This is a genomic window from Burkholderia sp. Ac-20345 (genome assembly GCF_017104825.1).
In the GTDB taxonomy this organism is placed as follows: Bacteria; Pseudomonadota; Gammaproteobacteria; order Burkholderiales; family Burkholderiaceae; genus Burkholderia; species Burkholderia lata_B.
The window spans coordinates 1-19,249 of the sequence record NZ_JAAGPO010000064.1 but is presented as its reverse complement, the minus strand read 5'-3'; the positions used below and the strand labels follow the sequence as shown (position 1 = coordinate 19,249).

Sequence of the window (19,249 nt, the reverse complement as noted above, 5' to 3'; positions counted from 1 at the left end):
TACGTTCAGCGTGACTCCTAGGCGCTCGGCCAACCAGACCGATGCTCAACCGTCAGGCACGAACGACGGGATTGAACAGCAGTTCGATTTACGCACGCTTGGCGAGGCTGGCTCGCCCCACTCGCGACCCGTTGTCGCGGCCGAGCTGAGCTGAGATCCATGCGCCGCAATCCACCAGTGCATCCAGATCGACGCCAGTGCTAACGCCCAGTCCGTGCAGCAGATACACAACGTCTTCGGTCGCGACGTTGCCGGTCGCACCCTTCGCGTATGGGCAGCCTCCCAACCCGGCAACCGAGCTGTCGAACACCCGAAGGCCGAAGTCATACGACGCGTGAACGTTAGCCACCGCCATTCCGTAGGTATCGTGGTAATGCCCCGCCAACCGGTCGATTGGCACCCTTGTTGCGACCGCTTCGAGCATGGTCAGCACCGAGCGTGGCGTGCCGACGCCGATTGTGTCACCGAGCGACACCTCGTAGCAGCCGAGCTCGTCAAGGCGCGAGGCCACGTGCGCAACCTGCTGCGGCGTGATCGCACCGTCGTACGGACAGCCCACCACGCATGACACGTAGCCCCGAACCTTGATTCCCTGACGCTTGGCCGTATCTAGCACGGGAGCGAAACGATCGATCGATTCGTCGATTGAGCAATTGATGTTCTTCTGCGAGAACCCTTCCGACGCTGCTGCGAACACGGCGACCTCGGTCGCCCCCTTCGCCACCGCTGCCTCGAACCCCTTCAGGTTCGGCGCCAGCACCGTATAGTTCACGTCCGCTCGACGGCGCAGCCCCCGCATAACCTCGTCCTGATCCGCCATTTGCGGAACCCACTTCGGCGATACGAACGACGTGATCTCGATATCCCGCAACCCCGCCACGGCCAGACGTTTAATCAGTTCCAGCTTGATCGCGGTCGGAACGTTCTGTTTCTCGTTCTGCAGTCCGTCGCGCGGCCCGACTTCGACGATGCGTACCTGTTCCATCACTCACTCCCCTCGAAGTCCAGCAGCTCGGCTCCGTCGGCGACCTGATCGCCGGGTGCAAACCGGAATGCATTGACGATGCCCTTGCGCGGTGCATGGATCGTGTGTTCCATCTTCATCGCTTCGAGCACGAGCAGCGGAGCGCCCTTCTCCACGTGCGTGCCGGGTTCGACTGACAGCGCGATGACCTTGCCCGGCATCGGCGCGCGCAGTCCGCCTGCGACTTCCTCCCCAGCGCCGCCGACGTGCAGCGTATCGACGACCGCCAGCGGCCACGCACGCCCTTCGAAAAACACGTGTCGACGTTCGCTGCTGACGACGACCGTTGCGCGCACCCTGCGCTCGCCAAGCTGCGCCTGCAATTCGCTGTCAGGGCCGAGTGCACCTCGCACGACAATCGGCTGTGCACCGACCGTCAACCGATAGCCGCCGGACACGATCTCGATGCCAACTTCCTGCATCGTTTCGCCGGCACGGAAGACCAATCGGCGCCCGGCGCGACCGTTCAGGCGCCAGCCGTCGAGTGTGCGCCACGGCGAATCCGGATCGGCCGATCGCATGGCCGTCTTCTCTACCAGATGCTGCTCACGCAGCAGCTCGGCGATTGCGGCGAGCAACCAGACCTCCGTCGGCACGTCGGCGGCCGACGGGAACAGCAACGTCTGCTCGCGCTCGATCAGGCCGGTGTCAAGCTGCGCATTCGCGAACGACGGCACTGCAACAAGCCGCGCAAGGAAGTCGACGTTGTTCGACACACCGACGATTCGGTACTGCGCGAGCGCTTGCCGCATCCGGTCGAGTGCCTGCCGCCTATCCTCACCGCGGACGATCAACTTCGCGATCATTGGGTCGTAGTGTGGCGATATCTCGTCACCCTGCTCGACGCCAGTGTCCACGCGCACGAAATCAGTCTCCGGCGGCGGCGACAAATACACCAGCCGACCTGTGGAAGGCAGGAAGCCGCGATCCGGATCTTCCGCATAGATTCGGGCCTCCATTGCATGTCCAGTGATCTCCAATTGCTCCTGGCTAAGCGGGAGCGGCTCTCCACTCGCCACCCGCAACTGCCATTCGACGAGATCGAGCCCGGTGATCATCTCGGTCACCGGATGCTCAACCTGCAGCCGCGTATTCATCTCCATGAAGTAGAAATTACCGTCCTGCGTCGCGATGAACTCAACCGTCCCAGCACCGACATAACCGACCGCCTTCGCCGCATCGACTGCAGCCCTGCCCATCGCTGCGCGTCGCTCAGGTGTCATGCCAGGCGCGGGCGCCTCTTCAAGCACTTTTTGGTGACGGCGCTGTACTGAGCAGTCTCGCTCGAACAAGTAGACGCAGTTGCCGTGTGTGTCGCCGAAGACCTGAATCTCGATATGGCGCGGCTGTAGAATGTACTTTTCGACGAGCACGTCATCGTCACCGAACGCGCTGCGCGCCTCGCGCTTGCATGACGCCAGCGCCACCTCGAAATCGGCCGCAGCGTCGACGCGCCGCATCCCCTTGCCGCCACCACCCGCACTGGCTTTTATCAGCACCGGGTAGCCGATCGTCTCGGCCTGCTCGGCAAGAAAAGCCGGATCCTGATTGTCACCGTGGTAGCCGGGGGTCAGCGGCACGTTGGCCTTCTCCATCAGCGCCTTTGACGCCGCCTTCAATCCCATCGCGCGTATAGCCGACGCTGGCGGTCCGATGAAGACGATGCCTTCACGCTCGCAGGCCTCGGCAAAATCCTCGTTTTCCGACAAAAAGCCATAGCCGGGATGGATGGCTTCGGCGCTGGTTTGCTTCGCGGCAGCCAAGATGCGGTCGACGACAAGATAGGACTCCCCGGCCGCTGGCGGCCCGATCAACACGGCTTCATCGGCCATGCGTACGTGCCGCGCGTTCGCATCTGCCTCCGAGTACACCGCCACCGTGGCGATGCCCATGCTGCGTGCGGTCTCGATCACGCGGCACGCGATCTCGCCACGGTTAGCAATCAGAATCTTGTTGAACATGTATCGTCTCCTTCAGGCGTTGTCAGCCGCATTCGCGAGCACTCACGATGCTTGACCCTTATCGAGAAATGTCCTCGACCACTCGCTGCCCTCAGGCGTCGCGCACTGCATAGCAATGCGGAACAGCCCGTCAATAACTTCCCAAACTTTCGCGTCCAGCGCGTCCGGCTCCGTAACTTCGTGTATCAGCCCGATCTCTCTCGCGCGCTCGGCGCCGATGCGTTCGAACTGCGCGTTCGTCGACGCGATACAGATATCGCACGCCAACGCCAGCCCGATGCCTACACCGAGTGTCGCGCCCTGCACGCGAGCCAGAGTCGGCGTCGAGCACATCGAGACCGCGCTGAACAGCGTTGCGAGCTTACGCGCATCTAACAGGTTCGCCTCCGGCGGTGCGGCATCCTGGCGCTTCACCCAATTGAGATCCACACCGACTGAAAAACTCTCACCAACGCCAGCTATCACGATCACGCTGACCGCCGGGTCGCGGTCCAACGCGACGAACGCATCGGTCAGTTCGGCGATCAGCGTCTCGTTGAGCGCGTTATGGAGATCGGGGCGGCTCATCCATAACCACGCACTAGCGCCGCAGTGCTCAATCCTCAAAGTCTCGTAGCTCATTGCGGCTTCACATCCGGAAGATGCCGAATTTTGTCGGCAAAATCGGGGCATTCAGTGTCGTTGAAAGTGAGAGGCCCAACACGCGGCGGGCTTGCGCAGGGTCGATCACGCCGTCGTCCCACAGCCGCGCGGTCGCATAGTACGGGTGGCCCTGCGTTTCGTATTGCGCGCGGATCGGCGCCTTGAACGCTTCCTCGCCGTCCGCACTCCACTGCGCACCCTTCGCCTCGATGCCTTCCCGCCGCACCGTCGCGAGCACGCCAGCGGCCTGCTCGCCGCCCATCACGCTGATCCGTGCGTTCGGCCACATCCACAGAAAACGCGGCGAGTACGCGCGCCCGCACATCCCATAGTTGCCCGCGCCGAAGCTGCCTCCGATCAGCATCGTGATCTTCGGCACCTGCGTGGTCGCGACCGCTGTCACCATCTTCGCACCGTGCTTCGCGATGCCCTCGTTCTCGTACTTGCGGCCGACCATGAAGCCAGTAATGTTCTGCAGGAACATGAGCGGTATGCCGCGCTGCGAGCAGAGCTCGATGAAATGCGCGCCCTTGATCGCCGATTCGCCGAACAGGATCCCATTGTTCGCGACGATCCCGACCGGCATCCCGTAAAGCCGCGCAAAGCCGGTGACCAGCGTTGTGCCGTAGCGCGCCTTGAACTCGTCGAAACGGGAGCCGTCGACGACGCGTGCGATGATCTCGCGCACGTCGTAAGGTTTGCGCGTGTCCTGCGGAACGATGCCGTAGATGTCTTCTGGATCGTATAACGGCTCCTCGCTAGCTTCGAGCGCAACCGTCGAGGGTTTGCTGCGGTTGAAGTTCGCGACGATGCGGCGCGCGATGAACAGCGCGTGCGCGTCGTTCTCGGCCAGATGGTCGGCCACGCCGGAAGCGCGCGCATGCACGTCGCCACCGCCAAGATCCTCGGCGCTAACGATTTCACCCGTCGCCGCCTTCACGAGCGGCGGGCCGCCGAGAAAGATCGTGCCTTGGTTGCGCACGATCACCGTCTCGTCGCTCATCGCCGGCACGTACGCGCCGCCCGCGGTACACGAGCCCATCACTACCGCGATCTGCGGTATGCCCATCGCGCTCAGATTCGCCTGGTTGTAGAAGATCCGCCCGAAGTGGTCACGGTCCGGAAATACTTCGTCCTGTTTCGGCAGGAACGCGCCGCCCGAGTCGACGAGGTAGATGCACGGCAGATGGTTCTGCTGCGCGATTTCCTGCGCCCGCAGATGCTTCTTGACCGTCATCGGATAGTAGGTGCCACCCTTCACCGTTGCGTCGTTCGCAATGATCACGCAATCGACGCCCTGCACGCGGCCGATGCCCGCGATCACGCCGGCGCTCGGCGCATCACCGTCGTACATAGCGTGCGCCGCGAGTTGGCCGATCTCGAGGAATGGGGTGCCCGGATCGAGCAGCTGTGCGACGCGATCGCGCGGCAGCAGCTTACCTCTCGCGATGTGCTTGTCGCGGGCAGCAGAGCCACCGCCCAGCTCCGCATCAGATACCTTTGCTCGGAGATCCGCGACCAATGTGCGCATCGCTTCGGCATTGGCCCGGAACTCGGTCGATCGCGGGTTGACCTGTGTATTCAGAACCTGCATGTCTCGCTCCTTGGGTCCTTCGATAGAAGTTTCAACTCAGCGTCTGTAGAGAGGCGTAATAGCGCTCGTCCCACGGCTGCCCGCCGCTAACGCTTACCCCGACCCGTCGTAGCAGTCCGTCGGCGAGGCCGTAGACCAGCCCGTGCACTTCGACGCGCTGACCGCGGTACCACGCACGCCGCAGGATCGTCGTGCGGCAAACGTTCGCAACCTGCTCCACCACGTTAAGTTCGACCAGCCGCCGTCCACGGTCCTCGTCGCCGTGCCCCTCGAGCCGCACGTCGTGCTTGTTCGCGATGTCCTCGATGTGGCGCAACCAGTTATCGGCGAGTCCAGTTGAGCGGCGCTCGGCGACCGCCTGCACGCCGCCGCAGCCGTAATGGCCGACGACCATGATGTGCTCGACCTTCAACGTTTCGACCGCGTATTGCAGCACCGACAGGCAGTTCAGGTGCGAATGCACGACTAGGTTAGCGATGTTCCGATGCACAAACACCTCGCCTGGCGCAAGTCCGACGATCTCGTTGGCCGGCATTCGACTGTCGGAACACCCGATCCATAGGTAGCGCGGCGATTGCTGACGCGCGAGCCGGGTAAAGAAATCGACGTCTTCGGCCACGCGCTGGTTCGCCCACGCGCGGTTTTTCGCGAACAACGTATCGAGCGTGCACATCGCGTGCCTCACATGGTCTCGGCATACGGCTCGCTCCCGATCAAATAGCGGTAGCCGAGCTTGTCTGTGCTCAACTCCATGCCGACCACGGATCCCGCGGTGAGCTTGCGCACCACCATCTCGCCCAGGTGTACCACCTGCTTCGATAGGTACTTTTGCTTCTCCGCCGGTCTGCCATTGCGATGCAACTGATTGCCACAAAAGGCCGAGTGTGTGCCGCACGCGGATGCCCGCGACACATCCGCGACCACTGCCAGGGGCCCGAGGTAACGGAGATCGCAACTGCAGTACTCGTCGCCGACCGACATGCTGTGCATCCCCCGGTTGACTAATTGCTTCCGGAGGCCGGCCAGAAACAGATTGTCGCGATGAACCATGAGAGTTTCCTATTTCTGAAAATTGAGGCACGGCATGCGCGCGGACGTCAGGTGCGAAGCCAGCACGCCTGAGCGAAACAAGTGCTTAGGGGCTACCTTCAGCAGGTTGGATTGCCGACACGACGAAACGCAAGTTCGCCCTTTTTCTTCATTCCGCACGGCTCCCACCAATACGAGTCGTCGGCCACTTTCCCGGGGCGGGCATTTCGACATGCGTACCCCTCGACACCGAGACTCCGAAGTACTCGCGCAAATAGTCGACCAGAAAGTGATGTATTCCTGGATGCTAGCTCGTCTCGTGGCTTGATGCCCGCCGGCGAATCGCGTAATTGGTTCATGGCTTGTCTCCTGAATGTCACTTTCAATTCGAGTGACCCAAGGCGTCAGCATAGGTGACTGTGCGGCACATATGTTGCCGCGATGGTTGCAAACCATGCCTATTGAATTCCTGTCGCTTTTCACCCTCCGCTTACTTCCGCCGAACATCGTCCGTGGATCGTGGCGAAACGCAATCGCTGATAGCCTTGTCTAATGAAAGAGTTTGCGAGCATGCCCGACTCAACGCTGATTAGTCACGCGCGCAGCGAGGCGCCGATTACGCCAGTGCTTCCACACACTCCCGACATCGGTTCTGTCCTTGCTGAACCGATCAAGCTTCGCGATCGCCCGGTTCGATGTTGCATCCATCGCCATTTAAGTCGTAGCACATTCACCAGATGATCGCCTGCACCGAGGCACCGGGTAGCGAGCTCCGACCGCCCATTGCATGCCGATCCCGTCCGACGTCACAAGTACCGCGGGGCCAGATCGATACAATCACTTCGCGCGCGTTTCAAAATTTCAAGAAATATTGAATGTCATCGCCAGGCACATCCCTGATGGTGTTGTGGTAGCCTAATGTGCCAATCCGCGCAAGACACGCCTCGCCATGCCAGCCGCCCCTTCCCGACGCTCCCCGCGGATCGATCGCGCCGCGACTCCGATGGCCTTTGTCAATGCGGTGCTTCTTGGCTACAAGAAATATGGTGTCGATCCGTCCGATGCGCTACGCGCGGCGCAAATTGCGCCCCCGCTGTTAGAAAAACCCAATGCCTGCGTCACCGCATCGCAATTCGAAGCGCTGTGCCGTGTCGCGATGCAGCAACTCGACGACGAGGCGCTCGGCTGGTTCTCACGCAGGCTGCCATGGGGCAGCTATGGGCTTCTGGGCCGAGCATCGCTGACGTCACCGAACCTCAACGTCGCCCTAAAACGTTGGTGCCGGCACCATCGGTTACTGACCGACGACATCCTCATGAAACTGACGATCGCGGATGACATCGCTACGCTGGAGATAGAAGAAAAACGCCGTCTTGGTGCGCTGCGCGAGTTCTGTCTTGTGACCAGCTTGCGTAACGTGCATGGGTACGCGTGCTGGCTTATCGACTCCCGCATTCCACTGATCGAAACGGGCTTCCCGTTTCAGCGGCCACCGCATGGTAACGTTCATTCGCTGCTCTTCCCGGGCCCGGTGCACTTCGCACAGGACCGAGCATATATGCGCTTCGCGGCCCAGTACCTTGCGCTGGCGCCCCGTCGAGACGAACGGGCGCTCCGTACGATGCTGCAGCACGCACTGACGCTGACCGTGCTGCAGTACCGTCGCGATCGCCTGCTGACCAGCCGCGCACGTTCGCTGATGACGGCCCGTCCGGGCGAGCAACACACTGCTGCCGCGCTGGCCAACGCCTTGAACGTCTCCGTACGCACCCTTCATCGTCAACTAGAAGAAGAGGGGACGTCACTGCAAGCGCTGAAGGATTCGGTGCGATATGAGCGGGCCATCGAGCAGCTGTGCCGGACCTCTCACGCAATCAAGCAAATTGCACTGTCTATCGGTTTCTCGAGCGAAAAGACGTTCGCCCGCGCATTCCGGCACTGGACCGGTGAATCGCCAAACGCGTATCGGCTGAGGTTCAGGCCTCGACACGGCAAAGCAAGTGTGTGACTCCTTCCGTGACGACTTTGCAATCTAGGCTCCACGGTATCCTGCGCCGACCAGTTTGAACGCGACCCGAGGCTATGATCGCAAAGCTCACAACTGACAGTCGTCTCGTGTTAGAAATTCAAGGTGGCGTAGTGGCGCCCCACGCACCTGGGCGCCATGAAACAGACGTTTCGGTAAATGGGTTAGCATCAAATATTGGTCCACCGGCGACTACAGGTGTCAGCAACTAACTTTGTCCTGCATTGCATGAGGGGCAAAGGCCATCGAGTCGTAACGATGTTAATAACCGACGTCCTTGGTAATATAGCGAATCACCCGGCGCAGTGTTCCTTACTCTCCAGTTCGTCGGAGTCCCTCGCGAGATTTAGTCAGACCGCACTCATCGGGCTATAGCCATGATCACACTTCAAAAGTGAAGACATGCAGCTGAACGATTCCATCAAGCTGTTGCATCGACCGGTTGAATCCGCCCGCGCGTGAAGACATTCGACGGCCTGACGGAGAGCGCGGGGGATTGCGGTAGTTTCCAGTGAATAGTCAACGCCACGGCCGCAAGTTAACGACTTCACATGGTCGACGGGGCTACCGGCTTTCGCATTGATCGCGCGCGTTGCGCCAAGCTTCAAGGCGACGTCGACTCCTGACTTCTCATTGGCGACCGCAGCCTTGATTTCCATGTTTTCCTCAGCATGCGGTCGGCTTATCCTCGCTTCGCGGTTGCACCCTCTTCCGCTTTTCCCTGTACCACGCGCCTTATCGCCCTCAACAACATGATCTACACCGTAGACAACGCGCATATTTTACTTTGTTATATTTAGTAAATTGTCAGGTGTCGCCACGGAAAATAATCATCTCAACCGCCATCTAACTTAGTCGGCCCTGAACAATTCGTTTTGTCGTGCAGATTGGCTCACCCCGGCGACAGCGTAGCGGTTTTGAAGTCTTCACCAGATGCTCCCGGCAGCGCTCAAGCAGACGCGAATCGGTCGGATGGGCGATCGCCTTCTCCATCACTGTCGTGTCGACGATCACCCGCTTCAGGCTAGAGCTCTTGATGACTTGGGCCCGTTTGGCCGCTTCGATCGTCTCGGCCAGCAGCTCTTCGACGCCGGCTTCGCCCAGCCGCTTGCGCCAGTGCGTCAAGCTCGACGGATCGATCGGAGGCTTCGTCTGCAAGTACGTCTCGCCCGTGAACACCTGCCAATATGGGTTCTCGAGCCACTGCCAGACGACGTCCTCGTCCGACAGGTCGAACGCGTGCTGCAAGTACAGCAGTCCTGCGATCAAACGCGGCGACGTTGCCGGTCGGCCCCGCTGCGACACAAAACTCACGCTCATCGCCGTGCTCAACCGTTCCCAGTCGATTAGATCGGCCAGGCGAATCAACGGATGCTTCAAATTGATCTGCTCGCGCAGCGGTTGGCGGAAGAAATCTCCCTCTGGCACCGGCGTCTTTGGACCCATCCTCACCTCGTCAGGATTTGCAGGATTCTCGCGCCAATATGCCTGCACCTTGCAAATCCCAGAACCTCGTTTCAGCCTCGCAGCCTTTCTGCATAAGCCTTCCAGGATTGTTCAGGGCCGACCAACTTACGCACTAGAAAAGGTGGCGAATGCCTACCGCCGTGCCGAACGTCGATCCCGCCCCACCGTAGAGCGCGCCGTTGGCTGACAGGCCGGTGTTCATCGTTCCATGGTTGTTGACGAAGCCAAACTGGCCATAAAGCAAGGTAGCCTTGGACAGACTGTATGTCACCCCTGCCGCGGCAAGAATCGAATGGTTCCGCGTATCGTTGCCATCGCTCGTGTACCAGATGCCAGCGTCAGCGTTGATAGCAGGCGTAAATCGGTAGTTCACGCCGCCGCTGTACACGCGGCTGTCAAACGCACCGGCAACCTTGTAATTGGTGAACGAAGCCTTGACGGTCAGGTCGCTGAACCCGTAGCTCGCGCCAACCGTTCGCCCTGAGAATGCGACGGTGCTCGGCACGGGTGTGGTCGCAGCTGTGCCGCCCGCATTCCCACTGAACATTGCTGCGCTAATGAAGAGGGAGCCATTCGTGTAGTTCAAGCCCGCCGAATACTGGCGGCCCGCTTGGAAATTGCCAGCGATGCCGCCAAGTGCGAGCATCGCACTCCCCTGGAAGCCTGCGATTGTCGGACTAGTATACGACACAGCGTTCGCTGTGAAAACGCCCGTGATGAGAACATTATCGAGATAAATCGGGACGCCGCTGCCAAAATACGACGCGGAACGGGCATCGGTCGAAATCAGCGAAAGCGCGAACGGTGAAAATTGCACACCAGCCTTGACCGTACCGAGGTCGCTTTGAATCCCAACCCAAGCTTGGCGGCCAAACATATTTCCATTCGAAACAGAGAAACTCCCCTTTGTTATGTCTATACCGCTCTCCAGCGCAAAGATTGCCTTCGCGCCCCCGCCCAAGTCTTCGGCACCTTTCAACCCGAACAGCGACGGCGTCATCCCGCCGCTAATCAGCGAGAACTGATGGCCAGCGTTTTCGCCGGTCGCGACGTTGAGCGTCTTGCTCGTGTACAGGATACCGCTGTCGACAATCCCGTAGAGCGTTACGTTGTTCTGCGCGTGAGCCTGCGACATCGCGCCTCCAAGTGTGGCAATCCCCAACGTGAATGCGCAGTTTTTCAATTTACCGGCCATCTTCATTTGTCTCCAAATTAAGCGTGATTTTGATAATTTACTTTTCTCGACCAAATCAGGCACATAATGCCTTCGATTTACACACTTCCACTTTCACCAGGGCTTCACCGGTAGATGAAATAACCTGCCGGACGGCTGGACAGCAATGCCCGCCCAATAATCCTGTCCACCAGGCGTCCGACAAAAAAGATGAAACCCTCGCCATCCATGTAAGCGAAGTTTCCCGGGTGTAAAAACCTGTATCTGTCGAATGCCATTTCGTGACCTCTGGCACAGTTCAAGTCACCGGCCAGTTGTTAATGAACCATTGATCGCCGACTCGCCGCCTTCATCAGCCGAAGTGACCGAGTAGAACCGTAATTTCACATGGCCGATCAGGCACCCCAAAAACAACCGACATTTTTCAATTTGAGATAGCAAGCGAATCCTCCTGGCCTGACAGCATCAGTTAAGCGGATTGACGATGCAGCCAACCTTCGGAATACCGTGGCACGCATTAACTTGCTAGGTTGAATTTTGCTTATAGACGCAGGAAATCGAGATGCCGCCCCCTCGCGCAGCGCGCATTGCAAGCACTGGAAACTTAAAATACAGATCTGCAAATGGATAAAATATTAACTTGATCAATGATGCGACCTCTCCCCATTAAAATAACCATAACAAAAAATTAGCGTACCCACCAAATCATCTAAATGTACCTACCATCGCGGTTTGCAACACCAATCAGATTCGCCATCCGCGCTTGTTTTCTCTTACTTTAAGTGTATTTGGATAGGATTATAGAGTTTGTCCTACACGCAACAATCACCGATCCGGACTTCCCCTATGACACCCAAGATCGTGAGTTGCCGCCAATCAAGTTGTGGCCAGCGCCCAGCGATGCGGAACTAAGGAATCGATTCCGTCGCCCGACTTCCGGTCGTAGCGCACATAGACCCAAAGCCGTCCGGTTTTCGTCTTGCCCTTGCCCGGCAAAAGCACCGGCACCGGGTATCGTCGGCATGCAGTTTCGTAACCGCAGTGACGTGCCGGCGAAGGGCATCGACTAGCGGTTGCAGCGAGTTTGCTGCGTGCCTACCCCCTTTCGCCAGCAGTGAGCAATCCCACTCAACGACTTCGCGCGTGTAAATTGTCGAATGGCGGTAGATCGGTCCGTGATCCGCGAACTTCGCGGCCAGTACATGGGACCACAAGCGCGGGCCGACCAGACCAAGCTCGATGGGACGACTCGGTAAGGCCGCTTGTGCGATGCGGTCTGAGGATGTGCATACCAGTTTCGGGTGCACATGGCGGATCACACAGAAGCTGGCCGGGACGTCTTTGAGTTGCTCGGAAATGTCTTCACCGAGCGGCTTCATCGGTCTATCACACGCCGTAAGGCAGAGGTTTTTTTGGTTGGCGATCGCGGCCACGGACGCATGAACAGGCCGACCGAGACCGGTCCGCGATCGGTGACTAAAAAAACGTTTGTGCTAAACCGCTCCGCAGGTGCTCGCTTTTATGGGCATTGAATGCACGCCGCGATGAGTCGCGAGATTCGGCGCTTGGCCATTGCATGACAGAACCGGGCGATCCGAGGGAGCCGGTCGCGCGAAGACATCAGCAGTACGCTGGTCAACGGGCAGGCAATGCGCACTTGTGCGGTATTGCGATGGTGCAAAGACGCCAGGGCACGAATCGGTTCGCGTTGGCCGCATGGAGGGGGACCAACGTGCTTGGGGTGTGTGATGCCGGTCAGTGTCCATGGTGGGGTTCAGGTGTAGGTGGCGGCCGCGGCAGGATGCCCGGCCTGTCGTCATGCAGCGGGCTGTCGATGCGGACCATGTGGCCCTTGCCGCACACGGGGCAGTCGCGCAGTGACCTGCCTGTGAGCCGGAGGTAACGGTCACGGTAGTCCTCGCCCGCGACCGGTGATGCAGCGGCGGGCGGCTCGACGCCGAGCAGCTGCCGGCAGGTGGCCAGTCGCGCTGCCCGGTGACGGTTGGCGAGCCAACCGTAGCTGCGGATGCGCTTGAAGCCGTCGGGCAGCACGTGCAGGAGGAAGCGGCGGATGAACTCGTCGACCGTGAGCGTCATGGTCCTGTGGCGGGCTTCGTGCCGGTAGTCCTTCCACCGGAACAGCACGGAATCGCCATCGAAGCGCAGCAGCCGGTTATTGGAGATGGCGACGCGATGCGTGTAGCGGCCCAGGCAATCGCGCACCTGTGCGGCGCAGCCAAACGGTGGCTTCGCGTAGACGACCCACTCCGTGAGAGCGGCAGGCGCGAGCCAGGCGGCGAATGCGCGGGCATCACGCAACGGCTCGAGCTGGCCATGGAAGCGCAGTGCGCCGGCGTCGAACGCGCGGCGCAGCTGCTCGAGGAACAGGCGGCGAAACAGGCGCGAGAGCACCCGCACCGGCAGGAAGAAGCCCGGCCGGCAAGCGATCCAGCGCTCACCATCCGGGGCGATGCCACCGCCCGGTACGACGCAATGCACGTGCGGATGGTGCAGCAGATTCTGCCCCCACGTGTGCAGGACCGAGAGGAAGCCGATCTCCGCGCCCAGGTGTTTCGGGTCGGCGGCGATCGTGCGCAGCGTCTCCGCGCTCGTGCGAAACAGCAGATCGTAGAGGGTCTTCTTGTTCTGGTACGCGAGCGCGGCAATGGGCTCGGGAAGCGTGAAGACCACGTGGAAGTACTCGACGTCGGGAAGGAGTTCGGCCTGCCGGCGCTCGAGCCAGTGTGCACGAGCGAGCGACTGGCACTTCGGGCAATGGCGATTGCGACACGAGTCGTAGGCAATGCGCTGATGCCCACATGCGTCGCACTGCTCGAGATGGGCGCCGAGCGCAGAGGTACGACACAGCTCAATGGCGCTCATCACGCGCCGCTGGACACGAGTGAGCCCCTCGGCATGGGTTTGCCGATACTTCGGGCCGCAGCGGCGGAAGATGTCCGCCACTTCGAGCGCCGGGCGCATCGCCGCGTTCAGAAGTATGCGGGCGGTGTGGGCTCCGGCGCGATGGGTTCGGGGTGCGGCAGCAAGTCGAAGGGACTGACGGTGGCGCATACCGTGCTGGTCGCCACTTTCAGGTACCGCGAGGTGGTGGCGACTGCGATGCCCCATCAGCAACTGGATCCTGCGCACGTCGGTGCCGGCCTCGAGCAGGTGAGTGGCGAAGGCGTGGCGCAGCGAGTGTGGCGTGATCGGTTTCTGGATACCGCTGCGCTGGCGCGCGATCCGACATGCCAACCCAACTGCCGACCGGCTGATGGGGTGCCCCGGGATATCACCCGGGAACAGCCACTCCCTGGGATGGGCCTCGTGCCAGTAGAGTCTCAGAATCTCGAGCAGTCGCGGTGAGAGCATCACGTAGCGGTCCTTGCGATTCTTGCCCTGGTTCACACGGATGACCATGCGCTGGCTGTCGATATCGGTGACCTTCAGGTGCACGGCCTCCGACACACGCAGACCGGCCGCGTACGCGGTCATCAGGATGGTGCGCTGCTTAAGGCTGGCGATCGACTCGAAGAAGGTGGTGATCTCTTCCAGGCTGAGGACGACCGGCAGTCGGACCGGCTTCTTCGGCAACGGGAAGTCCTCGTCGCTCCAGGGTCGCCTGAGCGTGATGCGGTAGAGGAAGCGCAGTGCGCCGATGGCTGGACAAAGGCTGCTGGGCGCGAGCTTGCGTCCTTCGCGAAGATAGACGAGCCAGGCCCGGATCTCCTCGGGGCCCAGCAGTTCGGGCGAGCGGCCGAAGTGCCGGGCGAAACTCGAAACCTGCAGCAGATAGGACTTCTGGGTGTTCTCGGCGAGGTTGCGGATCTGCATGTCATGCATGCATGCGTTGGCGCAGTGGCGTCATGGCGAGCCTCCTGGAAACAGCGGGTGGAATACCCGGTCGGGCATCCACATACTGCTCCGGGTGGCCTCCTCACCACCTCGCAGTGGCTCCCGGCGCCAGAGAACCGTCCTCATGGAACGTCAGCCACGGACCTCTGCTTCCCTCCAAATACCGCGTCAGCGGTTTAGTACAAGCGCTTACCTTGTCACCTCTGCGCGTGCGGAGGCGGTGATTCGGTCGCACTTGAGCCGGAAGATCAAGCGTCTCTACGGTCGCGTGCTGTATCAGACCCGGAACATCGCCGAACGCCTTTTCAGTCGTATCAAACATTTTCGTCGTGTCGCCACCGCTATGACGAACTTGCAGGGAACTATCTCCCCTTCCCTTGCCGGTGCCTTTGGACCGCTCGCGAGAAAGTGAGCGGCCCCCTAGCTTCGCAAATGGATTCTTCCGGGGCTCCGAGAGCCGCCATGGCATGGAAATTGCATATCCCTTCGCATCTGGAATGCTTTAGCCAAGAGTCGCACATGAGACAACACGATGCATCGCGAGATTCTTTACTGGGTTCAAGCGCCGGGGGAAGCACTCGACAACGGCTTTCCACCGCAGCAGTGCCCGCTAGTCAGCGCTTCGAGTACTGGTTGGACATGATCTGCACGACCTACGTGCATCTCGATAGTGCATCTTCGGAGGAAATCCCCTTTTTTGGGGACGTCGAATTCAGCGCCCTCGGCCCATTGAGATTCACTCGCCTCTCCTCGAACGCTAAGCATGTATTGAGGACCCCCGCCTGCATTCGCAAAGAAACGGAGGACTATTATCTCGCTCATGTGCAGCGCACGGGGCATAGCGTCGTCTGCCAAGATGACCGCCAGGCCATCCTCAGTGTCGGCGACTTTGCAGTGTATGACTGTACCCGCCCTTATGCGCTGCATTTCGACGGTGACCATCACGATGTCACCGTGCTGCGCCTACCACGCAAATGCCTCGAAACGATGGTAAGCGGCCTGGACGAACTCACAGCTGTCACAGTCCCACGTCAGAGCGTGGCCGCGAACCTGCTAATCACGATGCTGGAAACCTTGCATGTCGAGCTCGACAATCTTCACCCATCATCGGCCGACAATGTGTCGGCGGGACTCGTTAGCATCATAGCAGCGGGAATGCACGGACTGCCGGGAGCCAATCTGCGTAAGGCCTCAAATTTGCAGACCTACCACCTCGCGCGCATCAAGGCGTATCTCCGCGAACATTTGCGTGAGTCCGGCATGACAGTAAGTAGCATCGCGCAAGCTCTTTCCATCTCGCCAGCGCATCTGAACAGGCTGTTCCGGGACGAACCGCTCTCTGTTGCCAAGCTGATGTGGCAATGGCGCCTAGAGGGCTGCCAGCGCGACCTAGCCGATCCGCGGCAAGCGGAGCGCAGCGTAAGCGATATTGCGTACTCGTGGGGCTTTAGCGACGTCACCCATTTCAGCCGCTTCTTTCGTGAGCACGTGGGGGTGACCCCGAGGGATTGGCGTGCGGCTAAGGCGGCCCATTTGGCATCCTGACCGCGGCCTGCAGCGAGAGTATCGCCATGCTCGCAAATCTCCGGCGTTAGGGAATCGCTGGCTAATATGCGATCGCGCGCGGTTTCGGGTGGCGCTGGCGCGAAATTTCCGGATGTCGAAATGAAGCATCGCCAATTCTGGCGAGCTTGTCCCGATGATGGGCCTCATTTCTCGTATTTTTCACACTCGTGGTGGACCGTTCCGATGAGCTGATCGCACCAGCTTAGCTCGATCACCATGGCCCATAACTTTCGTACTCCGACTAAATAATAATTTCCAACCGATGGACGAGCATACCTGCGTCGCGACGATTGAGATCGACCAGCGATGTTCGCAACTTAGTCCTGGTAGAGCGCTTCGGCGCGCTGGCCGGTGCGCTCTAGCTGCGCTAGCTCACGCTCGTCTCGGCCGGCCGCTTCGAGTAGCTAAACGGAAGTAGATCCCCTTCGCGATAAGCCTGCATCTGGCATGCAACTGCCATTCAAGTTTTAGGATTGTCCTGGCAAAGCTTCAATCACGGCTAGTTCCTACAATGGCCTGTAGATCGCGCGCCATAACCGCGGACGCGTGACGTGAAATTGTGCGCACGCTTCTGAAACGCAGTAATAGAGCCGAGGAGTATTGCTATGCAGCGCCGGTCATGCCCTGACACTTTCCGTCCGCCATCTGATGAGTACTCGACCATTTTCCCCGCGCATTGGCCCGACTCTGTGCTCGGTCAGTTCGGGATACAGACCCCACCGAAAACTGAACAGTCGTCCTTGATGGCTGGACTTGAGTGCAGTCTTGGTGAAGCGCCGCGGGCACTTTACTTCGAATGGGTATGCGAGATCGATGTGCAAGGCTACCTTAACGAGGTCTACCGCGCGAGCTGGCGATCGGCGGAGGACCACCAAGCCTGGTTGACCAACTCCGTCGTGGCGGTCAACCTCGATCCCAACGGGATCCTCAAGGCCGGCCGCTGGGATGTCGGTCGCCACCTCAGCCACAAATTGGAACGACTCTACGGCTACGGCTCAATGCGGAAATTCCCACCTCGACTCTTGCACACGAAGTCGTCGTAGTCCCCGCTGGCAGAACCAACATCGCGTACATCAAATTGCCATCCGCAGACGAGTTTCCTGCGCATCTACCCTGCAGAACCGGTTCTCAATAACTGCAGTGTTACTTGATCGATATTTAATTCAACAACGCCTTTGAGATGCTCACAAATTCAAGCCACTGGTTTTTTGGTGGTATCTGACTCACGCGCCTTATCGCGCACAACCATATGTTCGGGTTAACGCATGAAGCTACAGGGAACCACACGCATATTTATTGCCGTCGTCGCGGCAGGGCCATCCATTGCATGCGCCGCAAACGGCTATTTTCCTGACGGCTACGGAGTTACGTCCCAGGGCATGGCCGGCGTTGGAATCGGCTTGCCTCTGGATGCTCTGGCCGGTGCAGCCAATCCCGCAGGCATTGCCTTTGTTGGAAACCGCATCGATGGTGGAGTTAGTATCCTCCTGCCAAAACGTGGTGCCAACGTGGCCGGCAACAACAATGGCGTCGACGGCAATTATATCGGCAATAATCGTTCGATCTTTTTGCTTCCAGAATTTGGCATTTCTTATCAGTTTCTTCCGAACTGGTATGCTGGACTTGCACTGTATACGAATGGGTCCGATAGCGGCTACGCGCATAATCCCTATCAAGCGTTCGGTGCTACGGGGTCAGCGGGAGTGGACCTTCAGCAGGTGTTCCTCACGCCGACAATTGCATATAAATTTTTCGACCGACATGCATTCGGTATAGGCCTGAACATCGCATTTCAACGCGTCACTGCAAGCGGGCTGCAGCCCTTCACGAATTTCTCGGCCGCACCTCGTAGCGGGACCGACCAGGGCGCAGACACCACGGTGGGGGCGGGCGTCCACCTCGGCTACACCGGTGCGATCACCCCAACACTGACCGTCGGCGCGACATGGGCGTCGAAGATTCACGGCCGCTTTGACAAATACAAGGGCCTTTTCGCCGACGGCGGTTCATTCGACTTTCCGGAGAACTTCGGTGTCGGGTTCTCCTGGAAGATCACGCCAGCATGGACGGTAGCGGCAGACTTTCAGCGCATTCTATACGGCAACGTGAAGTCGATCGCGAGTCCCCTCGCTAATCTGCTTGCAGGTAACGCGCTCGGATCTTCTGATGGCCCTGGTTTTGGCTGGCGCAATGTCAATGTAATCAAGATCGGCAGCAGCTTCGATGTGACGAGCCATCTGACGCTCCGCGCCGGTTATAGTCATTCAAGCCAAATGGTGGCAAGCACGGAAACATTCCTGAACATCCTCGCACCGGGCGTTGTCCAAGATCAGATAACTCTCGGCGCAACGTGGAAGGCCGATACGAAGACATCATTCGGTTTCTTCTATGGACATGCGTTTAAGAAGGCGCTGAGGGGGGAGAATTCGATTCCAGCCGCCTTCGGAGGAGGGAACGCGAATGTGCATCTTTCCAAAGACATAGTGGGAGTCTCACTCGGCAAGCAATTCTGAGCCGCGCTATATTGTGGCGCTGGTGCCCACGAGCCTGTTTGGTTTGCGAAGCTCGCCCAGCAACAGACTGAGTGTATGTCCATTGTTTCGCCTCTATGTCGCTTATCGATCAATTGACCCGCCCCCTTCGGTAGAGCCAACCGGCTTCTTGCAAAGTCCTTTTAACCCAACTCCTGACCAGCATGCCGGGAGTTGGCGTCAGGACCGCCGCCAGACTCCTGACCGAAGTTGCCCACAAAGCCTTCGCTTCTGCCGCTCAGCTGGCAGCTTAGTAAGCGCTGCTTGACTGCCGTGTTGACAGGGTAAGATAAGGCTATTTTCGAGAGATTTGGTAGCGGTGATGGCTCTGCGCGACGGTAAATACTTGGCAAGCTGTAAGGAGCGGAATGCTCTATCTG

At 59.5% G+C, this 19,249-nt stretch carries 12 protein-coding genes and 5 pseudogenes; 5 read left to right on the top strand and 12 right to left on the bottom strand.

Features of this window, described 5'->3' with window-relative positions:
• Nucleotides 1–88 precede the first annotated feature (88 nt).
• Genes G3O06_RS22890 through G3O06_RS22865 form a run of 6 tightly spaced genes read right to left on the bottom strand, consistent with a single transcriptional unit; the run spans nt 89 to nt 6,271 of the window.
• Nucleotides 89–985, bottom strand: coding sequence for a hydroxymethylglutaryl-CoA lyase (locus tag G3O06_RS22890; protein WP_205817574.1), 897 nt, complete (start codon nt 983–985; stop codon nt 89–91).
• A complete protein-coding gene (locus G3O06_RS22885) occupies nt 985–2,985 on the bottom strand; it encodes an acetyl/propionyl/methylcrotonyl-CoA carboxylase subunit alpha (RefSeq protein WP_205817573.1) in 2,001 nt (666 codons plus the stop codon). The genes G3O06_RS22890 and G3O06_RS22885 overlap by 1 nt, the downstream gene beginning before the upstream one ends.
• Before the next feature lie 42 nt (nt 2,986–3,027).
• On the bottom strand, nt 3,028–3,606 hold the full coding sequence (locus G3O06_RS22880; protein ID WP_205817572.1) for an enoyl-CoA hydratase-related protein: 579 nt from the start codon (nt 3,604–3,606) through the stop codon (nt 3,028–3,030).
• Between the two features lie 7 nt (nt 3,607–3,613).
• A complete protein-coding gene (locus G3O06_RS22875; RefSeq protein WP_205817571.1) occupies nt 3,614–5,221 on the bottom strand; it encodes a carboxyl transferase domain-containing protein in 1,608 nt (535 codons plus the stop codon).
• Nucleotides 5,222–5,252: 31 nt separating this feature from the next.
• Nucleotides 5,253–5,894, bottom strand: coding sequence for a carbonate dehydratase (gene can / locus G3O06_RS22870; RefSeq protein WP_205817570.1), 642 nt, complete (start codon nt 5,892–5,894; stop codon nt 5,253–5,255).
• A gap of 8 nt (nt 5,895–5,902) precedes the next feature.
• A complete protein-coding gene (locus G3O06_RS22865; RefSeq protein WP_205817569.1) occupies nt 5,903–6,271 on the bottom strand; it encodes an acyl-CoA dehydrogenase family protein in 369 nt (122 codons plus the stop codon).
• A gap of 982 nt (nt 6,272–7,253) precedes the next feature.
• Between G3O06_RS22865 and G3O06_RS22860 the strand changes: the two genes are divergently transcribed.
• On the top strand, nt 7,254–8,258 hold the full coding sequence (locus G3O06_RS22860; RefSeq protein ID WP_205817568.1) for an AraC family transcriptional regulator: 1,005 nt from the start codon (nt 7,254–7,256) through the stop codon (nt 8,256–8,258).
• A gap of 368 nt (nt 8,259–8,626) precedes the next feature.
• Here the strand turns inward: G3O06_RS22860 and G3O06_RS22855 are convergent, their stop codons facing one another.
• From G3O06_RS22855 to G3O06_RS22830, 6 genes and pseudogenes are all read right to left on the bottom strand, one after another.
• The gene (locus G3O06_RS22855) at nt 8,627–8,935 is read right to left on the bottom strand and encodes a zinc-binding dehydrogenase (protein WP_205817567.1); all 309 of its coding nucleotides are present in this window, start codon (nt 8,933–8,935) and stop codon (nt 8,627–8,629) included.
• Between the two features lie 265 nt (nt 8,936–9,200).
• Nucleotides 9,201–9,722: pseudogene (locus G3O06_RS22850) on the bottom strand (transposase); the annotation flags it as partial.
• Nucleotides 9,723–9,855: 133 nt separating this feature from the next.
• Nucleotides 9,856–10,878 (bottom strand): porin, encoded by a 1,023-nt coding sequence (locus tag G3O06_RS22845; protein ID WP_241020200.1) that lies wholly within the window; start codon nt 10,876–10,878, stop codon nt 9,856–9,858.
• A 969-nt stretch (nt 10,879–11,847) separates the two neighbouring features.
• A pseudogene (locus G3O06_RS22840) lies at nt 11,848–12,320 on the bottom strand (transposase); the annotation flags it as partial.
• A gap of 352 nt (nt 12,321–12,672) precedes the next feature.
• Nucleotides 12,673–13,899: an IS91 family transposase gene (locus tag G3O06_RS22835; protein ID WP_205817566.1), complete on the bottom strand. Its 1,227-nt coding sequence runs from the start codon at nt 13,897–13,899 to the stop codon at nt 12,673–12,675.
• A 183-nt stretch (nt 13,900–14,082) separates the two neighbouring features.
• Nucleotides 14,083–14,751: pseudogene (locus tag G3O06_RS22830) on the bottom strand (site-specific integrase); the annotation flags it as partial.
• Nucleotides 14,752–15,040: 289 nt separating this feature from the next.
• Between G3O06_RS22830 and G3O06_RS49140 the strand changes: the two are divergent.
• The 4 genes and pseudogenes from G3O06_RS49140 to G3O06_RS22815 all read left to right on the top strand — a co-directional run.
• Nucleotides 15,041–15,147: pseudogene (locus tag G3O06_RS49140) on the top strand (IS5/IS1182 family transposase); the annotation flags it as partial.
• An 87-nt stretch (nt 15,148–15,234) separates the two neighbouring features.
• Entirely contained in the window at nt 15,235–16,317 is a 1,083-nt protein-coding gene (locus tag G3O06_RS22825; RefSeq protein WP_205817565.1) for a helix-turn-helix domain-containing protein, read from the top strand.
• Nucleotides 16,318–17,603: 1,286 nt separating this feature from the next.
• On the top strand, nt 17,604–18,851 hold the full coding sequence (locus G3O06_RS22820) for an outer membrane protein transport protein (protein WP_205817564.1): 1,248 nt from the start codon (nt 17,604–17,606) through the stop codon (nt 18,849–18,851).
• A gap of 170 nt (nt 18,852–19,021) precedes the next feature.
• Nucleotides 19,022–19,120: pseudogene (locus G3O06_RS22815) on the top strand (transposase); the annotation flags it as partial.
• Nucleotides 19,121–19,249 lie beyond the last annotated feature (129 nt).